At 58.7% G+C, this 18,053-nt stretch carries 19 protein-coding genes; 11 read left to right on the plus strand and 8 right to left on the minus strand.

Going from position 1 to position 18,053, the window contains the following annotated elements; all coding sequences use genetic code 11:
- Nucleotides 1–204: 204 nt before the first annotated feature.
- Genes ACQUTD_RS05250 through ACQUTD_RS05265 form a run of 4 tightly spaced genes read left to right on the plus strand, consistent with a single transcriptional unit; the run spans nucleotide 205 to nucleotide 4,483 of the window.
- Nucleotides 205–507, plus strand: coding sequence for a flagellar biosynthesis anti-sigma factor FlgM (locus ACQUTD_RS05250; RefSeq protein ID WP_473274370.1), 303 nt, complete (start codon nucleotides 205–207; stop codon nucleotides 505–507).
- A gap of 11 nt (nucleotides 508–518) precedes the next feature.
- Nucleotides 519–947, plus strand: a complete 429-nt coding sequence (gene flgN / locus ACQUTD_RS05255) for a flagellar export chaperone FlgN (RefSeq protein WP_473274368.1) — start codon at nucleotides 519–521, stop codon at nucleotides 945–947.
- A gap of 22 nt (nucleotides 948–969) precedes the next feature.
- Nucleotides 970–1,914, plus strand: coding sequence for a lysine-N-methylase (locus tag ACQUTD_RS05260; RefSeq protein WP_473274366.1), 945 nt, complete (start codon nucleotides 970–972; stop codon nucleotides 1,912–1,914).
- Nucleotides 1,915–1,921: 7 nt separating this feature from the next.
- Nucleotides 1,922–4,483 carry a glycosyltransferase gene (locus tag ACQUTD_RS05265; protein ID WP_473274365.1) on the plus strand — a complete coding sequence of 854 codons (2,562 nt, stop codon included), beginning with the start codon at nucleotides 1,922–1,924 and terminating at the stop codon, nucleotides 4,481–4,483.
- On the opposite strand, the gene ACQUTD_RS05270 is transcribed toward ACQUTD_RS05265, so the two are convergent.
- The 8 genes from ACQUTD_RS05270 to ACQUTD_RS05305 form a co-directional block, all read right to left on the minus strand.
- Entirely contained in the window at nucleotides 4,480–4,884 is a 405-nt protein-coding gene (locus ACQUTD_RS05270; protein ID WP_318364799.1) for an FAD synthase family protein, read from the minus strand. The genes ACQUTD_RS05265 and ACQUTD_RS05270 overlap by 4 nt on opposite strands.
- A gap of 4 nt (nucleotides 4,885–4,888) precedes the next feature.
- Nucleotides 4,889–5,332, minus strand: coding sequence for a flagellar export protein FliJ (fliJ, locus tag ACQUTD_RS05275; protein WP_473274363.1), 444 nt, complete (start codon nucleotides 5,330–5,332; stop codon nucleotides 4,889–4,891).
- Nucleotides 5,329–6,672, minus strand: a complete 1,344-nt coding sequence (fliI, locus tag ACQUTD_RS05280; protein WP_473274360.1) for a flagellar protein export ATPase FliI — start codon at nucleotides 6,670–6,672, stop codon at nucleotides 5,329–5,331. Before fliI ends, fliJ begins: the two co-directional genes overlap by 4 nt.
- Complete coding sequence (fliH, locus tag ACQUTD_RS05285) at nucleotides 6,665–7,369, minus strand: flagellar assembly protein FliH (RefSeq protein ID WP_473274358.1); 705 nt, start codon at nucleotides 7,367–7,369, stop codon at nucleotides 6,665–6,667. The genes fliI and fliH overlap by 8 nt, the downstream gene beginning before the upstream one ends.
- A gap of 11 nt (nucleotides 7,370–7,380) precedes the next feature.
- Nucleotides 7,381–8,400 (minus strand): FliG C-terminal domain-containing protein, encoded by a 1,020-nt coding sequence (locus tag ACQUTD_RS05290; RefSeq protein WP_473274355.1) that lies wholly within the window; start codon nucleotides 8,398–8,400, stop codon nucleotides 7,381–7,383.
- Nucleotides 8,378–9,973, minus strand: coding sequence for a flagellar basal-body MS-ring/collar protein FliF (fliF, locus tag ACQUTD_RS05295; RefSeq protein ID WP_473274393.1), 1,596 nt, complete (start codon nucleotides 9,971–9,973; stop codon nucleotides 8,378–8,380). The genes ACQUTD_RS05290 and fliF overlap by 23 nt, the downstream gene beginning before the upstream one ends.
- A gap of 61 nt (nucleotides 9,974–10,034) precedes the next feature.
- Nucleotides 10,035–10,379 carry a flagellar hook-basal body complex protein FliE gene (gene fliE / locus ACQUTD_RS05300; RefSeq protein ID WP_412176417.1) on the minus strand — a complete coding sequence of 115 codons (345 nt, stop codon included), beginning with the start codon at nucleotides 10,377–10,379 and terminating at the stop codon, nucleotides 10,035–10,037.
- 39 nt (nucleotides 10,380–10,418) lie between these two features.
- Nucleotides 10,419–11,399 carry a sigma 54-interacting transcriptional regulator gene (locus ACQUTD_RS05305; RefSeq protein WP_473274354.1) on the minus strand — a complete coding sequence of 327 codons (981 nt, stop codon included), beginning with the start codon at nucleotides 11,397–11,399 and terminating at the stop codon, nucleotides 10,419–10,421.
- 412 nt (nucleotides 11,400–11,811) lie between these two features.
- Between ACQUTD_RS05305 and ACQUTD_RS05310 the strand changes: the two genes are divergently transcribed.
- Genes ACQUTD_RS05310 through ACQUTD_RS05340 form a run of 7 tightly spaced genes read left to right on the plus strand, consistent with a single transcriptional unit; the run spans nucleotide 11,812 to nucleotide 18,026 of the window.
- The gene (locus ACQUTD_RS05310; RefSeq protein WP_473274352.1) at nucleotides 11,812–12,672 is read left to right on the plus strand and encodes a FliM/FliN family flagellar motor switch protein; all 861 of its coding nucleotides are present in this window, start codon (nucleotides 11,812–11,814) and stop codon (nucleotides 12,670–12,672) included.
- Nucleotides 12,665–13,015, plus strand: coding sequence for a FliM/FliN family flagellar motor switch protein (locus tag ACQUTD_RS05315; RefSeq protein ID WP_318364794.1), 351 nt, complete (start codon nucleotides 12,665–12,667; stop codon nucleotides 13,013–13,015). Before ACQUTD_RS05310 ends, ACQUTD_RS05315 begins: the two co-directional genes overlap by 8 nt.
- The gene (gene fliP, locus ACQUTD_RS05320; protein ID WP_473274351.1) at nucleotides 13,012–13,761 is read left to right on the plus strand and encodes a flagellar type III secretion system pore protein FliP; all 750 of its coding nucleotides are present in this window, start codon (nucleotides 13,012–13,014) and stop codon (nucleotides 13,759–13,761) included. Before ACQUTD_RS05315 ends, fliP begins: the two co-directional genes overlap by 4 nt.
- A 2-nt stretch (nucleotides 13,762–13,763) precedes the next feature.
- Nucleotides 13,764–14,036, plus strand: a complete 273-nt coding sequence (locus ACQUTD_RS05325) for a flagellar biosynthetic protein FliQ (protein ID WP_072567782.1) — start codon at nucleotides 13,764–13,766, stop codon at nucleotides 14,034–14,036.
- Between the two features lies 1 nt (nucleotide 14,037).
- A complete protein-coding gene (locus ACQUTD_RS05330) occupies nucleotides 14,038–14,817 on the plus strand; it encodes a flagellar biosynthetic protein FliR (protein ID WP_473274349.1) in 780 nt (259 codons plus the stop codon).
- Nucleotides 14,810–15,949, plus strand: a complete 1,140-nt coding sequence (flhB, locus tag ACQUTD_RS05335; protein ID WP_473274348.1) for a flagellar biosynthesis protein FlhB — start codon at nucleotides 14,810–14,812, stop codon at nucleotides 15,947–15,949. The genes ACQUTD_RS05330 and flhB overlap by 8 nt, the downstream gene beginning before the upstream one ends.
- Nucleotides 15,933–18,026 (plus strand): FHIPEP family type III secretion protein, encoded by a 2,094-nt coding sequence (locus tag ACQUTD_RS05340; protein WP_473274346.1) that lies wholly within the window; start codon nucleotides 15,933–15,935, stop codon nucleotides 18,024–18,026. The genes flhB and ACQUTD_RS05340 overlap by 17 nt, the downstream gene beginning before the upstream one ends.
- The last annotated feature ends 27 nt before the right edge of the window (nucleotides 18,027–18,053 follow it).

Raw genomic sequence — 18,053 nt, forward strand, 5'->3', positions numbered from 1 at the left:
CGTCAGCGGAAGTCCTGTTGTTATGCAATCTTAATAAGAGCGCAACTTACCACCCTCAATAAGAGCGCAACCTCCCCCAGAAAAAAACAAAAAATCCCCTCCCCCGTTTAAGTTTTCCTCGCTCCGCGCCGCTTTACACCAGCATACAGGGCATATCACCGCCCGCCGCCAGGACAAACCCTGCTTAATCAACGAGTAAACACCATGGCCATCACTAACGAGTCAGGTATTAAAATCAGACAGCTGCCGCTGGCCTCGCGCCCGACGACCACGTCGTCGCAAAAAAAATCTGCGGACGCGGCGGCGCAAACGATCACCACCCTGCCGGGCGCAGAGGACATCACCCAGCAGGGGCTGCACACCGCGCAGTCCAGCCTTGACGGCGACGACAGCGAAAACGTCGACACGACACGCGTTGCAGAAATGCAGGCGCTGCTGGCCTCAGACGATTTTTCCGTCGACACCGACGCGCTGGCCGCCTCGATGCTGGCCTTTTTCCAGTCGTAAGAGACATGCCCATGAGCACCCGACTTGAACAGGTAAAAAGCCTGCTGCGCGGCATCCGTCAGGATGAAGAAGATTACCGTCAGCTGCGCGCGCAGCTCGACGAACAGCGCCTGTGCATGATCCGCCGCGACAGCGACGCCCTGCTCGCCGTCAACGACGCCATCCACCAGCGCTATCAGCGTCTGAGCGACAGCGCCCGCGCCCGCCGCGAGACGCTGCTAAACCTTGGCGTCAGCGCTGACCGCGACGGCATCGCGCAGGTGTTCAGCTGGCTGCCTGCGGCACAAAAACACGCGGCACAACAGAACTGGCAACAGCTGGAGCGCCAGGCGGCGTCCTGTCAGAGCTGTAACGAAAAAAACGGCGAACTGCTGACCATGCAGTACGAATTTGTGCAGACCTTCCTCGGCACGGGGCCCGATTTTATCTACCGGGGCTAGTCCCGGCGCGTATGAGAATCCTATGAACCAGATTGAGTGTTACGAACCGGCGTTTATCCGCCACTACCGGGCGCAGCATCCCGCCGCCATCCGCCAGCCGCTGGTGATCAACTGGCAGCATGAAGCGCGTTGTAGCCTGCTGTTAGACGATCCCGACTGCTGCGAGGCGGTGCTCGGCTCGCCGGAGGCGTTCGTTTTGCAGGTCAAAATGACCGAGTCGGTGCCTGGCGTGGCGGCGCTGCCGCAACATTTACAGGTGCTGAATCAGGCGGCGCTCGACATCGTCACCCTGCCCGATCTGAGCATTGACCTGCGCCTGTACGCGCTTGGCGTGATGCTCTCTTACGCGCAAAAATTACCTGCCGGGAGTGATGATGCGCTGGAAACGCTGAAATCGCTGCCGCAGAGGCTGGCCGGTTATGCCGCCCGCGGCACGCTGGCGGAGATGTTCGCGCAGTTGCCGGTGATCGCCGGGCCGCAGCGTCTGCTGATCGGCAGCCTGGGGCGTCTGCCTTTTGACTGGGATCGCCTGGTGGACTGCACGCGCAAAATGAGCTTACCGTTGCAGCTCAGCCTGCTGGCGCTGGCCGATAGCAACAGCGAAGCCCTGATGCAGCAACAGCTGCTGGACGTGTGGGCGCGTGAAGGTCAAAAAGCCTTTGCGGACAGGCCGTGGATCTGGACCAACTATCTGGTGTACCGCCTCTATCATGAGACGTTTCCAGGCCAGGATCATCACGACATACTGACCAGCTATCTGCACCTGGTGAGCGACTATTTTCTGCTGCGTTCGCTGTTCAGCCTGTGGCTGATGGATGGCTCGACCATCAGCCATGCGCAGGCCATCAGCCTGTTCAGCGTTTTCGAAGCCTGGCGTCTGGATGAAAAATCCACCGCTGAACGCGAGGCGCTGCTGGCGGATCAACAGGATCCGCTGCTGACGGCAATCTCCCTGCTGGTCAGGTGATACCGCTATGTCACATCTCTCGCCAAAACCCAGTCTGATCGCCACGCTGCTGGACAACGCCGCGCCGCGCGGCGCTCGCCCGCTACCCTTTGTCAGCGTGGTGACGCCCACCTGGAACCGCGCCGCCTTTCTGCCTTATCTGCTGTATATGTTCCGCTATCAGGATTATCCGGCGGATCGGCGCGAGCTGATTATTCTGGATGACTCCGACACCAGCCAGATCGACACTATTAATGCCCTGACGAACAGCGATCCGGCGCGCTTTAATATTCGCTATATCCATCACCCTGAGCGGCTGGCGCTGGGCAAAAAACGCAATATGCTTAACGAGCTGGCGCGCGGGGAATACATTGTCTGCATGGACGACGACGATTTTTATCCGTCGGATAAGCTGTCGTATACCGTCAGTATGATGCAGCGCCACGGCGCGCTGATTTCCGGCTCCGATCGGATCCCCATCTGGTACAGCCATATTAACCGCATCTTTAAAACCCACGCCTTCGGCGAGCAGCATATTCTTAATGGCACCTTCGCTTATCACCGTAACTACCTGAAAAAGCACCGTTACGACGATAACTGTAACCTCGGCGAGGAGCAGGCCTTTACCGATAATTTCACCGTCAAACCCTTACAGCTGCCGTGCGAGCGCACTATTTTGTGCATCTCTCACAGCCAGAACACCTTCGATAAAGATTTTATCCTCGGCAGCAGCCAGCCCGTCAGCCAGACGCTGGAAGAGGTGGTGACGGATCCGCTGCTGCGGGCCTGGTATCAGAGCCTGCACAATGCCACCGGCGGGCAGCCGGTGCAGTGGTCGCGTATCGACAAAATCCTCGTCATCAACCGCGATGCCCGCACCGACCGCTGGCAACAGATGCAGCAAACGCTGGCGGCGCTTCAGGTTCCGGCAGATAAAGTGCGGCGCGTGAGCGCCTGCGAGCATCCGCAGCCAGCGCTGGGCCGCACGCGCTCGCATCAGCAGGCGTTGCAGATGGCGCAGGATGAAGGCTTTGCCAGCGTGCTGGTGCTGGAGGATGACGCCCTGCTGCTCAGGCAGGAAAAACACATCAGCGGACTGAACACGCTGCTGGCGGCGCTGCCGCATCTTGCGTGGGAAGTGGTGCTGCTCGGCGCGCAGGTGACAAAGGGCCAGCCGATGAAAAGCCTGCCGGGGATGGTACGCGCCAGCGACAGCGAAAAAGTCTGCGCGTATCTGGTCAACCGGCCTTATTACCCGGCGCTGCTCAAACAGCTGCAGGAAGATCCGGCCATGCAGCTGGAAGCGCGCTGGCAGCCGTTACAGGCGCGCGGAAAGTGGCTTTCCTTCTACCCGTGCATCAGCTATCAGCGGCCTGGCTTCAGCGATATCGAGCAAAAAGATACTGACCATATCCATTTCTATTTCAGCAAAATGGGCGCGAACCACCTGGCGGAAAAACGTAAAGCGCAACAGCCGCCGGTGGCAAACCGGCTGGGGAAAACCATCGGTTTTTATCTGGAAACCGCCTTTCATTATCAGCTTTATCAGCCGATGATCGCCCCACTGCTTGCGGCCGGTTATCCCTGCGATCTGTTGATAAGCGATCAGGTGCCGCAGGGATTGCGTCATGAACTGCAGCAGTTGCTGGCGGCGCTGGATGAGCCGCGCCTCAGCGGCAGCCGCCTTAGCGAGGCGATCAATCGCCGCCAGCAGTATGCCTGCCTGGTCAGCCCCTATTACACGCCGATGCTGAAATCGCTGGCAAAGGTGCAGGTTCGGGCGATGTATGGTCTGGCAAAAGAATCCTGGAATCATGCCTGGTGGAACGCCTTTTATGACCATATTCTCTGCTTCAGCCACTACAGCCAGCAGGCGCTGGACATCAATGGCAATGCACGGGTGGTGGGCAATCCGCGTTTCGATAAATGGCATCGGGGTGACGTGGATCTGTCGGCGCTGGCGGGCCTGCGGCTGGATACAAAAAAACCGACGCTGCTGTATGCCCCCACTTTCGGCGCATTAAGCTCCATACCGCACTGGGCGGAATCGTTGTCACGTCTGAGCCGCGAATATAACCTGGTGGTGAAATTGCACCACGGTACGCTGCACCGTGTCGAAGAGGCGGATGACCTGGCGTTGATCAAACGTCTTTTCAAAAAATGCGTCACCCGCCACGATTTAACCCTGCCGCTGCTGGCGTGCGCCGACTATGTGCTGACTGATAACAGCGGATTTATTTTCGACGCCATCCACGCCGGGAAACGGGTTATTTTGCTCGACTGGGCGGGGATGGACGATCTGCTGGCTAAGGATGTGACTTACAGCACTCCGCACAGCGCCGAGCAAAAGATCCGCGCGCTGCTGCCGGTTGCCGGCGATATGATCCAGCTTCGCCAGCGGCTGTCCGCTGAGTTTGACTGGGCCTCGCGGGAGGCTGCGCTTACGGACATTCGCCATCATTATTGCGACGCCTTCCGGGATGGTAACGCCGGGCAACGCGCCGCTGCGTGCCTGATGGCCGCCGTGGATACGCCAGCCGATCCGCAGGCCTTCAGCCTGCTGCATAGCCTGCGGCAGAAACTGTTTTAAGGATGGCTGTGGACGCGTCCGGCCAGTTCAATTATGGACGTGGTGGAAACCGAAGGGGTGCGTGGCAGGTAAATCACCTGACACATATCCCTGAGATCATCAAAGCGCCCCTGCCAGTCATCGCCCATCACCAGAACGCTGGCCTGATGCTGGCGAATGTAAGCGCGTTTTAATTCCAGAGACTGTTCAAGAAAGACCGCATCGACGCATTTTAACGCGCTGATGATTTGCAGCCGCGCCTGCTCATCATAGAGCGGGGTGCGCGACTTTTTTTGCCGGTTCAGTTGATCGGACGACACGCCGACCACCAGCCGATCCCCGAGCTTTCTTGCCCGGTTAAGAATATGCAGGTGGCCGATGTGAAAGACATCGAAGGTGCCAAAAGTAATGACGGTGCGCATGCCTTTACTCCGACCGCTTACGCTGGCGCAGCCAGCACTGGCTGGCGATCTCATCGAGCGATTTCTGGGCGTGGGTTTGCTGTTCGTGCCTCAGCGCATGGCGCTGGTCGTCGAGGGTCAGGGCGACGATTTTTTCTTCGCAGGCGGCGCGGACGAGGTTTTTCTGTATGCGGTTGGCTTTGATTTTCGCCAGGGTTTTTTCCTGCTCCTGCCAGGCGATCACCCGTTGCAGGCTGCCTTTGTAGCCGGTGACGTTTTTGAGAACCTCCACTGAGGGCGCGTCGCTGCCGTTAACCTGCGTTTTATCAAACAGGTAGCCGAGCGCTTTGATATTGCTGTCGTAACGGGCGCACAGCTGCTGCTGTTCGGCGAGCTGCACGGTGATGTCTTTTACTTTACGATCGCGCAACCGCTGAAGCTGCGCGAGGGTGGCGATCATCGGCTTCATTTTTTCACCTCTGCCGCTTTAGCGGCGGGAAAGAGCGCGCTGAGCTGCGCCTGCACGGCGTCGAGAGGCGCCGCCTCGTGCATCTCCTGACGCAAAAACCGTTCAATGGCCGGAAAGAGTTTTACCGCTTTATCCACGGTGGCGTCGGCTCCGGCGACATAGCCGCCGAGCGGGATCAGCGGTTTGATTTCCATATAGGCGGCGTAATGCTGTTTAACCAGTCGGGCGGCGCGCTGATGGGCGGCGGGAATAATCTGCGTCATACAGCGGCTGATGGACTGGCTGATATCAATCGCCGGATAGTGCCCCGCTTCCGCCAGTTTGCGCGTCAGCACGATATGCCCGTCGAGCACCGCGCGGGCGCAGTCAACGATGGGATCCTGCTGGTCATCCCCTTCCGCCAGCACGGTGTAGATCGCCGTCATCGAGCCGTGACTGTCACTGTTGCCCGCGCTCTCCACCAGCCGGGGAATAATGCCAAAGGCCGACGGCGGATAGCCTTTGGTGGCGGGGGGCTCGCCGAGCGAGAGGGCAATTTCCCGCTGCGCCATGGCGTAACGGGTGAGCGAATCCACCAGCAGCAGCACGTCATAACCCTGGTCGCGAAAAAACGCGGCGATGGCGTGGCACAGTTCGGTGGCCTTGAGGCGCATCAGCGGCGAGGCATCCGCAGGCGCCGCCACCACGATGGATTTTGCCAGGCCCTCGTCGCCCAGCGAGTGTTCGATAAACTCGTTAACTTCGCGTCCGCGCTCGCCGATAAGCCCGACCACCACGATTTGCGCCCGTGTCTGACGGGTGATCATGCCGAGCAGCACGCTTTTGCCGACGCCGCTGCCTGCCATCAGGCCGACGCGCTGGCCTTTGCCGATGGTCAGCATACCGTTGATGGCTTTCACGCCCACATCCAGCGGTTCCGCCACCGGCTGGCGCGTCAGGGGGTTGATGGCGGGCGCGAGCGGCGCTAACAGATGGCTGCCGCCGGTTTTGCCTTTGCCGTCGATCGGCTCGCCCAGCCCATTCACCACCCTGCCGAGCCAGCTTTCGCCGATGAGGATCTCCTGCGCTTTCTCTTCGGGGAAAACGCGCGCCCCGGCCATCAGCCCGGTGGGCGTTTTAAAGGGCATCAGATAGGTGATATCGCGGTTAAAGCCGACGGCCTGAGCCTCGATCAGCTCGCGATTAGCGCTTTCCACCCGACAGAGTTGTCCGGTGGCCAGCGGGCAGCCAACGCTCTCCAGCAGCAGGCCGTTCATGCGAACCAGCCGCCCGGCGACGCGGGCGAATGAAATGGATTCAATGGAGCGCAGGGCGCTGTCAAACAGCGGATCGTCACGCATCCGGCGCGTCCGGCACCAGCGTGTCGGTTAACACGCTCATGCATTGTTCGAGGCGGTGTTCACAGCCGACGTCCAGTTCGGAGGTGGGCGTCACCACGCGGCACTCCCCTAGCTGGAGATCGGCGGAGGGGGCCAGCCCCCACTCTTTCACTTTCGCCGGGGCGACGCTCTGAATGCGGGCGAACTCCTCGCTGCTTAAATAAACCTGTAGCGACTCCGGCACGGCGGGCAGCGCGGTGATCGCCTCCTCCACCAGCGCCAGCAGTTGCGTCGGTTGCAGCGCCAGTTCACAGCGGATCACCTGGCGGGTGACTTTTTCCACCAGTTGCAGCAGGTCGTCCCGTTGTTTGCGTTCGCAGTGCGCCAGATAGTCGTTCAGGCGGGCGGCAATCGCCTCCAGCGGCGCGGCGGCCTGATTAAACTGGCTCCGCCCTTCCTGCTGACCGGCGAGACTGCCCTCCGCGAAACCCTGACGATAGCCTTCTTCCTGACCCTGTTGCAGCCCTTCTGCATGTCCCTGCGCCTGGCCTTCGCTGAGGCCCTGGGCAAAGCCTTTTTGCAGCCCTTCCTGAAAGCCGTCCATCAACTGACGCTGAAAGTCAGCCGCAGAAAGCCCTGCGGCGGCGGGCGCAGTGGCAGAAATGGCGTGGCGCGGCGGGAAACGGTGTACCCGGTAGCGGCCGCGAAGCGTATCCATTGGCGTGTCTCCTATTCTGCGGTCTGTTCGGCAAACAGCTGAAGCTGAATGTCGCCCGCTTCTTCCATTTCCCGCGCCACCGCCATGATCTCACGGCGCACCTGATCGATACGGCTGACCGGCACCGGCCCGAGGCGGGAAGTGATGGTTTCCAGCTGCTGCGCCTGGCGTTTGGGCATGACGGCGAAAATTGAACGCCGCAGCGCCGCTTCGGTGCCCTTGAGCGCCACCGCCCAGTCTTCCATCGGGATCTCATCCAGCAGGCGACGGCGTACTTCTTCGCTCTGGCGGCTGAGGATAAAGAAGTCGTACATCTCATCCTGCAACTGCTCCAGCACCTCCTCATCCAGATCGCGAAGCTGTTCGAGGATCTGCTGCTGGTTGCCCTGAATACGGTTGACGATGTCGGCGGCCTGCTTGATGCCTTTCACCTTCGAACCGTGCTCCGCCAGCACCGACAGCCCGCGCTCGATCAGCCGATCCAGCTCGTCCACCACGTCGCGGTTCACGTCGCTTAAGCGGGCGATGCGGTAGAGGATCTCGTTCTGCACCGCGTCAGGCATAAAGGCCAGCACGGTGGCGGCGATTTCCGGCGTCAGAAAGGCGAGGAATACCGCCTGCAATTGCAGATGTTCTTCGGCGATCAGCGCCGCCAGCTGCCGCGGCTCCACCCATTGCAGGCGCGCCATCCGCGAACGGATCTCATCACCGTAGATACCGTTAATGACGCTGCTGGCGATTTCGCCCCCCAGCGCTTTATTCAGAATGCCCTGCAACAGGCTGCGGGACGCGCCGTTGATGCCGCTCTGCTCGCGGAATTCGTCGAAAAAGTTGTTGATCACCCGCCGGGCGTGACTGGTTTTTACGCCGGACAGGCGCGCCATGTTTTCACTTAAGCGCACCACTTCTTCGCGGCTGAGCTTTTGCATCACGGTGGCGGCGGCTTCTTCACCGAGGCACAGCAGCAAAATCGCCGCCTGCTCCAGATAGCTGCCCGCGCTGCCGGGCTTATTTATTATCAATTCGCTCATTACTGGTAATCCATTGTCTGATCACTTCGGCAACGCGATCGGTATCGCTGATCGCCAGTTTCTGGAGGAACTCCAGCTTGATTTCCAGGCCGGAACTCTGGGCCGGTAACGCGTCGTCCCCGCTGAAGGTCGGCAGCTCGATACTTTTACGCTCGTCTTCGCCGGTGGCGGCGATCGCGGGCAGCGTGGCGTCGTCCGGTTCGCTGACCGGGTGCGTCGCCAGTTCCGCACGGCGTTTCTGGCTGGCGATGGTCTGACGCACCAGCGGGCGCACTACCATCAGCAGCAGTAACAGGCCGAGCAGTATCAGACCGCCAAGTTTTGCCCAGCCAAGAATGCTGTCGTTCTGCCACCATTTTTCCGGCGTGATGACCGGCGCGGCCTGGGGGATAAAGCTCAGCATCGACAGCGAGAGTTTGTCCCCACGCGCCGGGTCGATACCGGCGGCGTTATTCAGCATGGTGGTGACCTGGGCTATCTGTTCCGGCGTCCAGCTTTTGATGCTGGCGGCGCTCTGGTTGAGCACCACCGCCACATTGAGATGTTTAATGGCAAAGCCCGGATGCTGAATGTGCTGGATGGTGCGATCCCAGCCGTAATCGCGATCGCTTTCGCTGCGCTCGGATCGGGCGCTGTCATTTTTTGCGCTGTCGGTCCGGGGTTCAGCCAGCGGCGGGCGGTTGCTCAGCGAACCGGGAATACCTGCCGCCTGCGGATCGATAGTCTTGTCGGATTCCAGCCGTTCGTGGCTGACTTTCGGCGCATCCCCCAGCCGCTCCTGGGTTTCATCAATGGCGCTCAGGTCCAGCTCCGGCATCACGCTGATGCGGAAGTTGTCTTTACCCACCAGCGAGGTCAGCACATTGGCGAGGCTGGCGTGGGTTTTATCCTGAATATTTTTTAGCAGTTCGTTGTTTTTGCGCGTCATGGCGCCGGTGCGCGAGTCTTCGCCGACCTCTTCCGACAGCAGATTTCCCGCCTGATCCACCACGCTCACCTGTGAGGTTTTCAGTCCCGGCACGCTGCCGCTCACCAGATGCAGAATAGCGTTCACCTGCTCAGGGGTCAGCGTGCTGCCATAATGCAGACGCAGCACCACCGAGGCGCTGTTTTGCGGTTCGGCGCTGACCACGAACGAGCTGCTTTCGTTCAGCGCCAGATGGACGCGGGCGGTTTCCACCGCGTCGAGGGTCATGATGCTCTGCGCCATTTCCCCTTCGAGGCTGCGCTTGTAGCGGATGTTCTGTACAAACTGGCTGCTGCCCAGCACTTCGTCTTTGTCCATCAGCTCATAGCCGGTGGGACTCAGCGCCTGCACGCCCTTCCCGGCCAGCGTCATGCGGATCTTAGAGAGCTGGGTTTCCTGCACCAGAATTTGTCCGGAACCGGGATCAATGCGGTAATCCACTTTTTCGCCGTCGAGCACCGTGATGATCTGCGACAGCGGCAGATGTTCCTGCGCGCCGTACAGCGCGGTATAACCCGCCTGGCTGTGCCACAGGCTGCCGACGATCACCGCGGTCAGCAGTACCGCCGCGCCGCCAAGCAGCGGCCATTTTTTATTGCCGCCCATCAGCGTCGTAAGGGCGGACAACGGGGCGGAAAAGCGTTCAGAGAGTGAGAGTTTCATGGGCTTATACGGACATGTTCATCAGATCGTTAACGCCGCTCGCCACTTTATTGCGTACCTGCACCAGCGCGGAAAAAGAGAGCGCCGCCTGCTGGCTGGCGATCATCGCGCCGACCAGATCGTCGCTGTCGCCCATTTCCACCGCGTTCTGCTGCATTTCGGCGTCCTGTTGCAGGCCGTCCACGCGGGATAGGGCCTGGCTGAAAATCTGATGGAAGGAAACTTCGCTGCCCGGCCGCATCTCGCCTGCGGCAACGGGAACGCCATTCGCAAGATCCTGCATCCGGTTCATCTCCTGCATCATGTGGAGCTGCGGGGCGTTCGGGGTGAGGCGGGTGATCGTATTCATTGCACACTCTTGTTGAAAAATAGGGATGGATAGCGGCAGTTAAAAGCAGAGGTCGATGCCCTGCTTACGCATTGAGGCCAGCCGGTAACGTAATGCCCTGGGGGTAATGCCGAGGAAGTCAGCGATTTTGCTGCGGTTGCCCTGATACTGGCGCATCAGATCGGCGATGTACTGATATTGCGCGTGACGGCCATGCTGTTGCAGGTTGTCCTGATTCAGGCAGAGGACGTTGCTGAGGTTGCGCGCCGGCGCCTGCCCGTGGTCCTGCGCCAGCGGAATGCCCAGCGTGCTGGCGTGGATCACCCCGTCCTGGCTTAAAATCATCCCCCGCTGAATGGTGTTTTCCAGCTGGCGCACGTTACCCGGCCAGCGGTACTGCAACAGGGCGGTTTTCGCCCCTTCGGACAGGCGGATGGATTTGCCCACCATGCGGGAATATTTTTCGATAAAGGCCTGCGCCAGCGGCAGAATGTCGCCCACCCGTTCACGTAAGGCGGGCACGCTGATCGGCACCACCGAAATGCGGTAAAACAGATCTTCGCGAAAACGCCCGGCGGCCACTTCCGCTTCGAGGCTTTTATTGGTGCAGGCGATCAGCCGGAAATTGAGTTTGATGGCGCGATTGCTGCCCAGGCGTTCCACCTGATGCTCCTGTAATACGCGCAAGAGTTTGGCCTGCAACGCCAGCGGCATATCGCCAATTTCATCTAACAGCAGCGTGCCGTTATTGGCCATTTCCAGTTTGCCCGGCACGGCATTAACCGCGCCGGTAAAAGCGCCTTTTTCATAACCGAATAACGTCGATTCGAGCATGGTTTCCGGGATGGCGGCGCAGTTAATGCCAATAAAGGGCGCATCTTTATCTTCGCCAAAGGCATGAGCGTGAATATATTTCGCCACGCACTCTTTACCTGCGCCAGTTTCGCCCTGGATTAATACCGGGATATTAAAACTGGCAACGCGTTTTGCTAATGAAAAAGCTTTCCTGCTGGCGGAGGCTTCAGCAATAAGAGTCGGCATTTTTTCTCTCACAGTTATGGATAAAGGTGATAGCGGATGGAATATAAATCACGAGAGAACAATATCATTAAGCGGAAGAAAACAGTGTAAATTAATAAATCAAAAAACAATTAACGTTTAAAAATCAATAAATTAATTAATAAGCCACCAGAGTGGCGGGCATGGCAAAGGCGCAGCAATAATAAGCCACGCTGATTAATAACAGATTAATAATAATATTGACCGCAGGCGCTATTGTGATTTTTACCTTATTCCGGTTAAATGCGACTTCTCTTTTATGTGCGACCTGATAAGTACAGGCGACAATGATAAAGAGAAAATTAAAGGTCAGACTGTTTTAATTATCAGAATGTGATTTTGTTCTCATAACAGTTTTCTTTTGCGCCGGTATTCACCAAGAGATATTACACCAATGTTGAAGTACAGCCAAACCCGTGGAATATTCACGCTGGAGGGAAACCGTCTCGGTCGCCCCTGGCATCGTTTGCCGAATATGTTCACCCGCCGCTTTGACATTATTGAGTCGCGTATCGGTAGCTATTTCCTGAAAAAACACCGCTCCAGCGTCAGCCTGAAAAAAATCGGCTGCAAAATGGATGTCAGAAATAAACAGGCGGACCTGCTGGCCTCGCCGGTGGGTAACCTGGCCTTTGATATCGATCGCCCGCTGCTGCTCACCCTGCTGAATAATTTTTATGGCCTGGAGACGCAGCTGGAAAACGCCGCCAGCGGCGAGCGGCTGCCGACCAAAACGGAGATCCGCCTGCGCAATCGGCTGGCGCTGGATATCTGCCAGATGCTGTTCAGCGAGGACGCCCTCGGGCTGCCGCTGGCCATCAAAGCCGATAACAGCAATATTTGCAGCCAGTGGGCGTGGCAAATCACCTTCCAGCTGGATGACGACGGCAAGCGCAACTTTTATCTGCTGCTGGATAACGCCCACACCGATTACATCCTCAATATGCTGCGCAAAACCGAAAAACCGCAGCACACCGACACCCATGCCGAACGGCAGGCGGCGCAAAAAGCGCTGGTGCGCCAGGTGATCGATACCCTGCCGCTGTGCCTGAACGTGCGGGTGGCGGAGTTAACCCTGAGCGTCGCGGATCTGACGACCATTAAAGCCGGCGATATCTTCCCGGTGGCTTTACCTGACAAATTCCCCGTGTTCATCGGTCAGTCGGAGCTGTTTAAGGCGCTGATTGTCGAAGATCACGACAAGCTTCTGTTATCTGACCTTCGCGAAACCCTCGCCGGAAAATCCTATGACTAACGAGATCGATTTACTTGAACAAGGCTTCGAGCTGGCCGACGACGCCGCTGAAGCCGCCCCTGCCCCGCTTGCCGCCGCGCCGCTCACCGATTCCATGGGCCTGCTGAAACGCATCCCCGTCACCCTGACGCTGGAAGTGTCCTCTGTCGAGGTGATGCTGGCGGATCTGCTGAACATTGATGATGACACTGTCATCGAACTGAACAAGCTGGCGGGCGAGCCGCTGGACATCAAAGTGAATAATATTCTGCTGGGAAAAGCAGAAGTGGTGGTGGTCAACGAGAAATATGGTCTGCGGGTGCTGGAGTTTAATACCCGGGACATCAACGAACTGACGCCATGAAACGCTCGCTGATCTGGCTTTCCGGCAGCGCGCTGCTGCTCTCTCCGGCCGTCTTCGCGCAGGGGGGAGACATTACGCTGCTGCAGGTGGCGACGCACGGCGCGACCCAGGATCTGACCGTCAAGATGCAGGTGCTGATCCTGATGACGCTGGTTGGGCTGCTGCCGACCCTGCTGTTGATGATGACCTGCTTTACGCGTTTTATCATCGTGCTGTCGCTGCTGCGCCAGGCGCTGGGCCTGCAACAGACGCCGCCGAACCGTATTCTCATCGGCATTGCCCTGTCCCTGACGCTGCTGGTGATGCGCCCGGTATGGCTGAATATTTACGATCATGCGGTGGTGCCCTTTGAAAACGACCAGATCACCCTGCCGCAGGCGCTCTCCACCGCCGCCGCGCCCCTGAAGCGCTTTATGCTGGCGCAGACCAATAAAAAGGCGATGGCGCAGATCATGACTATCGGCGGCGCGAAGGGTGAAGCGGCGGATCAGGATCTGTCGATTGTGGTGCCTGCTTTTGTGCTGAGCGAGCTGAAAACCGCTTTCCAGATCGGCTTTATGATTTACATCCCCTTCCTGGTCATCGATCTCATCGTCGCCAGCGTGCTGATGGCGATGGGCATGATGATGCTGTCGCCGCTGATCGTCTCGCTGCCCTTTAAGCTGATGCTGTTTGTGCTGATTGACGGCTGGGCGCTGACCGTCGGCACGCTCACCAGCAGTATTCGCGGACTGGGGCTGGGCTGATCATGATAACTGTTGATGTGGCGGCGGATCTCGTCGCCAGCGGTATTAAGGTGGTGATCGTTCTGGTTTCGGTGCTGGTGGTGCCGAGCCTGCTGGTCGGGCTGTGCGTAAGTATTTTCCAGGCGGTCACGCAGATCAACGAGCAGACGCTGAGCTTTCTGCCGCGCCTGATTGTCACGCTGATCGTACTCGGCGTCTGCGGTAAATGGATGATCGTCCAGCTGAGCGATCTCTGTACCCACCTGTTTGCCCAGGCCGCGCTGCTGGTGAACTGAGATGACCACCTTCGATATCACGCAACTGATGAACCTGGTGCTGGGGCTGTGGTATCCCTTTGTGCGCATTATGGCCTTTTTCCACTATGGCCCGGTGTTCGACAGCAAAGCCTTCAGCGTGCGTATCCGCATTGTTATCTCGCTGGCGCTGGCGTTGATGATCACCCCGCTGGTGCCGCATCCGGTGCCGGAGGGATTGCTGACGATGTCGATGCTGATCCTGACGGTGGAGCAGATCCTCTGGGGGCTGCTGTTCGGCCTGATGATGCAGTTTATCTTTCTGGCGCTACAGCTCGGCGGGCAGATCCTCTCCTTTAACATGGGGATGAGCATGGCGGTGATGAACGATCCCAACAGTGGGGCGTCCACCACCGTGCTGGCGGAGTTTATCTACATCTATGCCGCGATCCTGTTTTTCGCCATGGACGGGCATCTGCTGCTGGTCAGCATTCTTTATAAAGGCTTTCTCTACTGGCCGATTGGCAACGCGCTGACGCCGCAGACACTGCGCAGCGTGGCGCTGGGCCTGGGCTGGGCGTTTGCCTCCGCCACCCTGCTGGCGCTGCCGACCACCTTTATCATGCTGGTAGTACAGGGCGGGTTTGGCCTGCTCAACCGCGTGTCCCCGGCGCTGAACCTGTACTCCCTTGGTTTTCCCATCAACATGCTGGCGGGACTGGTGTGCTTTGGCGCACTGCTCTACACCCTGCCGGATCACTATCTGCATCTGGTGAATTTTGTCTTAAGCCAGTTCGACGCCCTGAGGGTAGCCCATGGCTGACGCCCCGCAGGATGAAAAAACAGAAAAGCCCTCGGCGCAGAAACGCCGTAAGGCGCGACAGGACGGCCAGCTGCCGCGCTCCAGAGATATGGGGCTGGCGGCCAGCCTGCTGGCGGCGTTCATCGTGCTGGTGAACAGCTTTCCCTGGTACTGCGACTTTGTACGCGAAGGTTTTATTACCGTTCATCAGTACGCGCAGGAGATCAATAACCCGGACGTGCTGGGGCAGTTTTTGCAGCATAACCTGCTGATCCTGATGAAGTTCATTCTGACGCTGACGCCGATGCCGCTGGCAGCGCTGGCGGCGTCGCTGGTGCCCGGCGGCTGGCTGTTCGTGCCGAAAAAGATCTTACCGGACTTCAATAAGATCAACCCGATCAAAGGCGTCGGGCGGCTGTTTTCCAAAGATCACCTGATTGAAACCGGCAAGATGGTGCTGAAAAGCCTGGTGGTGCTGGCGCTGCTGTGGTTCAGCGTACGGCACAATTTTGCCGCCTTTATGGCGCTGCAATCACAGCATTTTGCCAGCGCCGTGCACCACGGGCTGTCGTTATACGCCAGCGTGATGCAGAACCTGGTGATGCTGTTCGTGCTCTTTGCGGTGCTGGATATTCCGCTGGCGAAACATATGTTTACCCGCGGGCTGAAGATGACCAAACAGGAAGTCAAAGAGGAGTACAAAAACCAGGAAGGGAATCCGGAGATCAAAGCCAAAGTACGTCGCATGCAGCGCCAGATCGCCATGGGGCAGATCCGCCGCACGGTGCCGGGCGCGGACGTGGTGATCACCAACCCGACCCATTACGCCGTGGCGCTGAAATACGACACCGCCCGCGCCGCCGCCCCTTTTGTGGTGGCGAAAGGCACCGACGACATCGCGCGCTTTATCCGCGAGGTGGCGCAGGAGCACAAGATTGAGATTGTCGAATTCCCCACGCTGGCGCGCTCGGTGTACTTCACCACCCAGCTTAATCAGCAGATCCCGCATCAGCTTTTCCGCGCCATCGCCCATGTACTGACCTATGTTCTGCAACTTAAATCCTGGCGCGCCGGAATGCAGGACAAGCCGCAACTTAACCGACATATTTCCATCCCTAAAGAGGTTCTGAAACAGGATGCAGAAAAACATTAAGCAACTTCTGACGACCGTGCGGGCCGGGCATCTCGGCGTGCCGCTGGTGCTGTTGTCTATTCTGGCGATGGTGATTTTGCCGCTGCCGCCGATGCTGCTGGATATTCTTTTCACCTTTAACATCGTGCTGGCGGTGCTGGTGCTGCTGGTGAGCGTCTCGACAAAACGCCCGCTGGAGTTCAGCCTGTTCCCGACGGTATTGCTGATCACCACCCTGATGCGCCTGACGCTGAACGTCGCCTCCACCCGCGTGGTGCTGCTGTTCGGTCATGAAGGGATAGGCGCGGCCGGTAAGGTGATCGAATCCTTCGGACAAGTGGTGATCGGCGGTAACTTTGTGGTCGGTTTTGTGGTGTTCATCATCCTGATGATCATCAACTTTATCGTGGTGACCAAGGGCGCGGAGCGTATTTCTGAAGTGTCCGCGCGCTTTACCCTCGACGCCATGCCCGGTAAACAGATGGCGATTGATGCCGATCTGAACGCTGGCCTTATCAATCAGGCGCAGGCGCAGGCCCGCCGTAAAGAGGTGACCAGCGAAGCGGATTTCTATGGTGCGATGGACGGGGCCTCGAAGTTTGTGCGCGGCGACGCCATTGCCGGGATGATGATCCTCGCCATCAACCTGATCGGCGGCGTGTGCATCGGCATCTTTAAATATAATTTAAGCGCCGACGCGGCCTTCTCCCAGTACGTGCTGATGACCATCGGCGACGGCCTGGTGGCGCAGATCCCGTCGCTGCTGTTATCGACGGCAGCGGCGATCATCGTCACCCGCGTCAGCGACAGCGGCGAGATCGCAGGCGAGATCAAAAAGCAGCTGCTGGCTACGCCATCGGTGATCTACACCGCCAGCGGCGTGATGTTTATTCTCGCCATCGTGCCGGGGATGCCGCACCTGCCCTTCCTGGCGTTTTCAGCGCTGCTGGCCTTCGCCGCTTGGCGTCAGAGCAAGCAGCCCAAAGCCTCAGAAGCCGAAGTACAAAGCCTTACCACGCTCAGTAAAACCCTGACGGAAGCGCCGGAGCAGCAGGTTAGCTGGGAAACCATCCCCACCATTGAGCCGGTGAGTATCAGCCTCGGCTATAAGCTGGTGGCGCTGGTGGATAAAAGCAAAGGCAGCCCGCTGACACAGCGCATTCGCGGCGTGCGGCAGGTGATCTCCGAGAGCAACGGCATACTGCTGCCGGAGATCCGCGTGCGGGAAAACTTTCGCCTCAAGCCCACCCAGTACGCCATTTACATTAACGATATTAAAGCCGACGGCGGCGATATTGTCGCCGATCGGCTGATGGCCCTGCCCTCCGGCGAAACCTGGGGCGAAATCGACGGCGTGCTGGGCAACGATCCGGCCTACGGGCTGCCGGTCACTTGGATCACCCCGGCGCAGAAAGCGAAGGCGCTGAATCTGGGGTATCAGGTGATCGACAGCGCCAGCGTGATCGCCACCCACCTTAATAAAGTGCTGCTGAGCCATATTCCCGATCTGTTTAACTATGACGATGTCACCCAGCTGCATAACCGGCTGGCGGCGCAGGCCCCGAAGCTGGCGGAAGATCTCAGCGGCGTGCTGAATTACAGCCAGTTGCTGAAGGTCTACCGCAGTCTGCTGATGGAGCGCGTGTCGCTGCGGGATATTGTCACCATTGCCACCGTGCTGGTGGCGAGCGGCGCGGTGACGAAGGATCCGATTTTGCTGGTATCCGATGTGCGTCTGGCGCTGCGGCGCAGTATTACCCATAACCTGGTGCGTAATGGGGCGCTGGCGGTCTATACCCTCGCCGGTGAACTGGAAAATCTGCTGCAAAACGTGGTCAATCAGGCGCAACAGGGCGGCAAGGTGATGCTGGACAGCGTGCCCATCGAGCCGAATATGCTCACCCAGTTCCAGGAAAATATGCCGCAGGTGCAGGAGCAGATGAAAGCCGCCGGAAAAGAGCCGGTGCTGCTGGTCGCGCCGCAACTGCGACCGTTGCTGGCCCGCTACGCCCGACTGTTCGCGCCGGGACTGCATGTGCTTTCCTATAACGAAGTGCCGGATGAGCTGGAACTGACTATCCTCGGCCACCTGAATTAATTATCAATTCGTTATCATTAATCGGGC

The organism is Enterobacter sp. K510 (genome assembly GCF_055804875.1).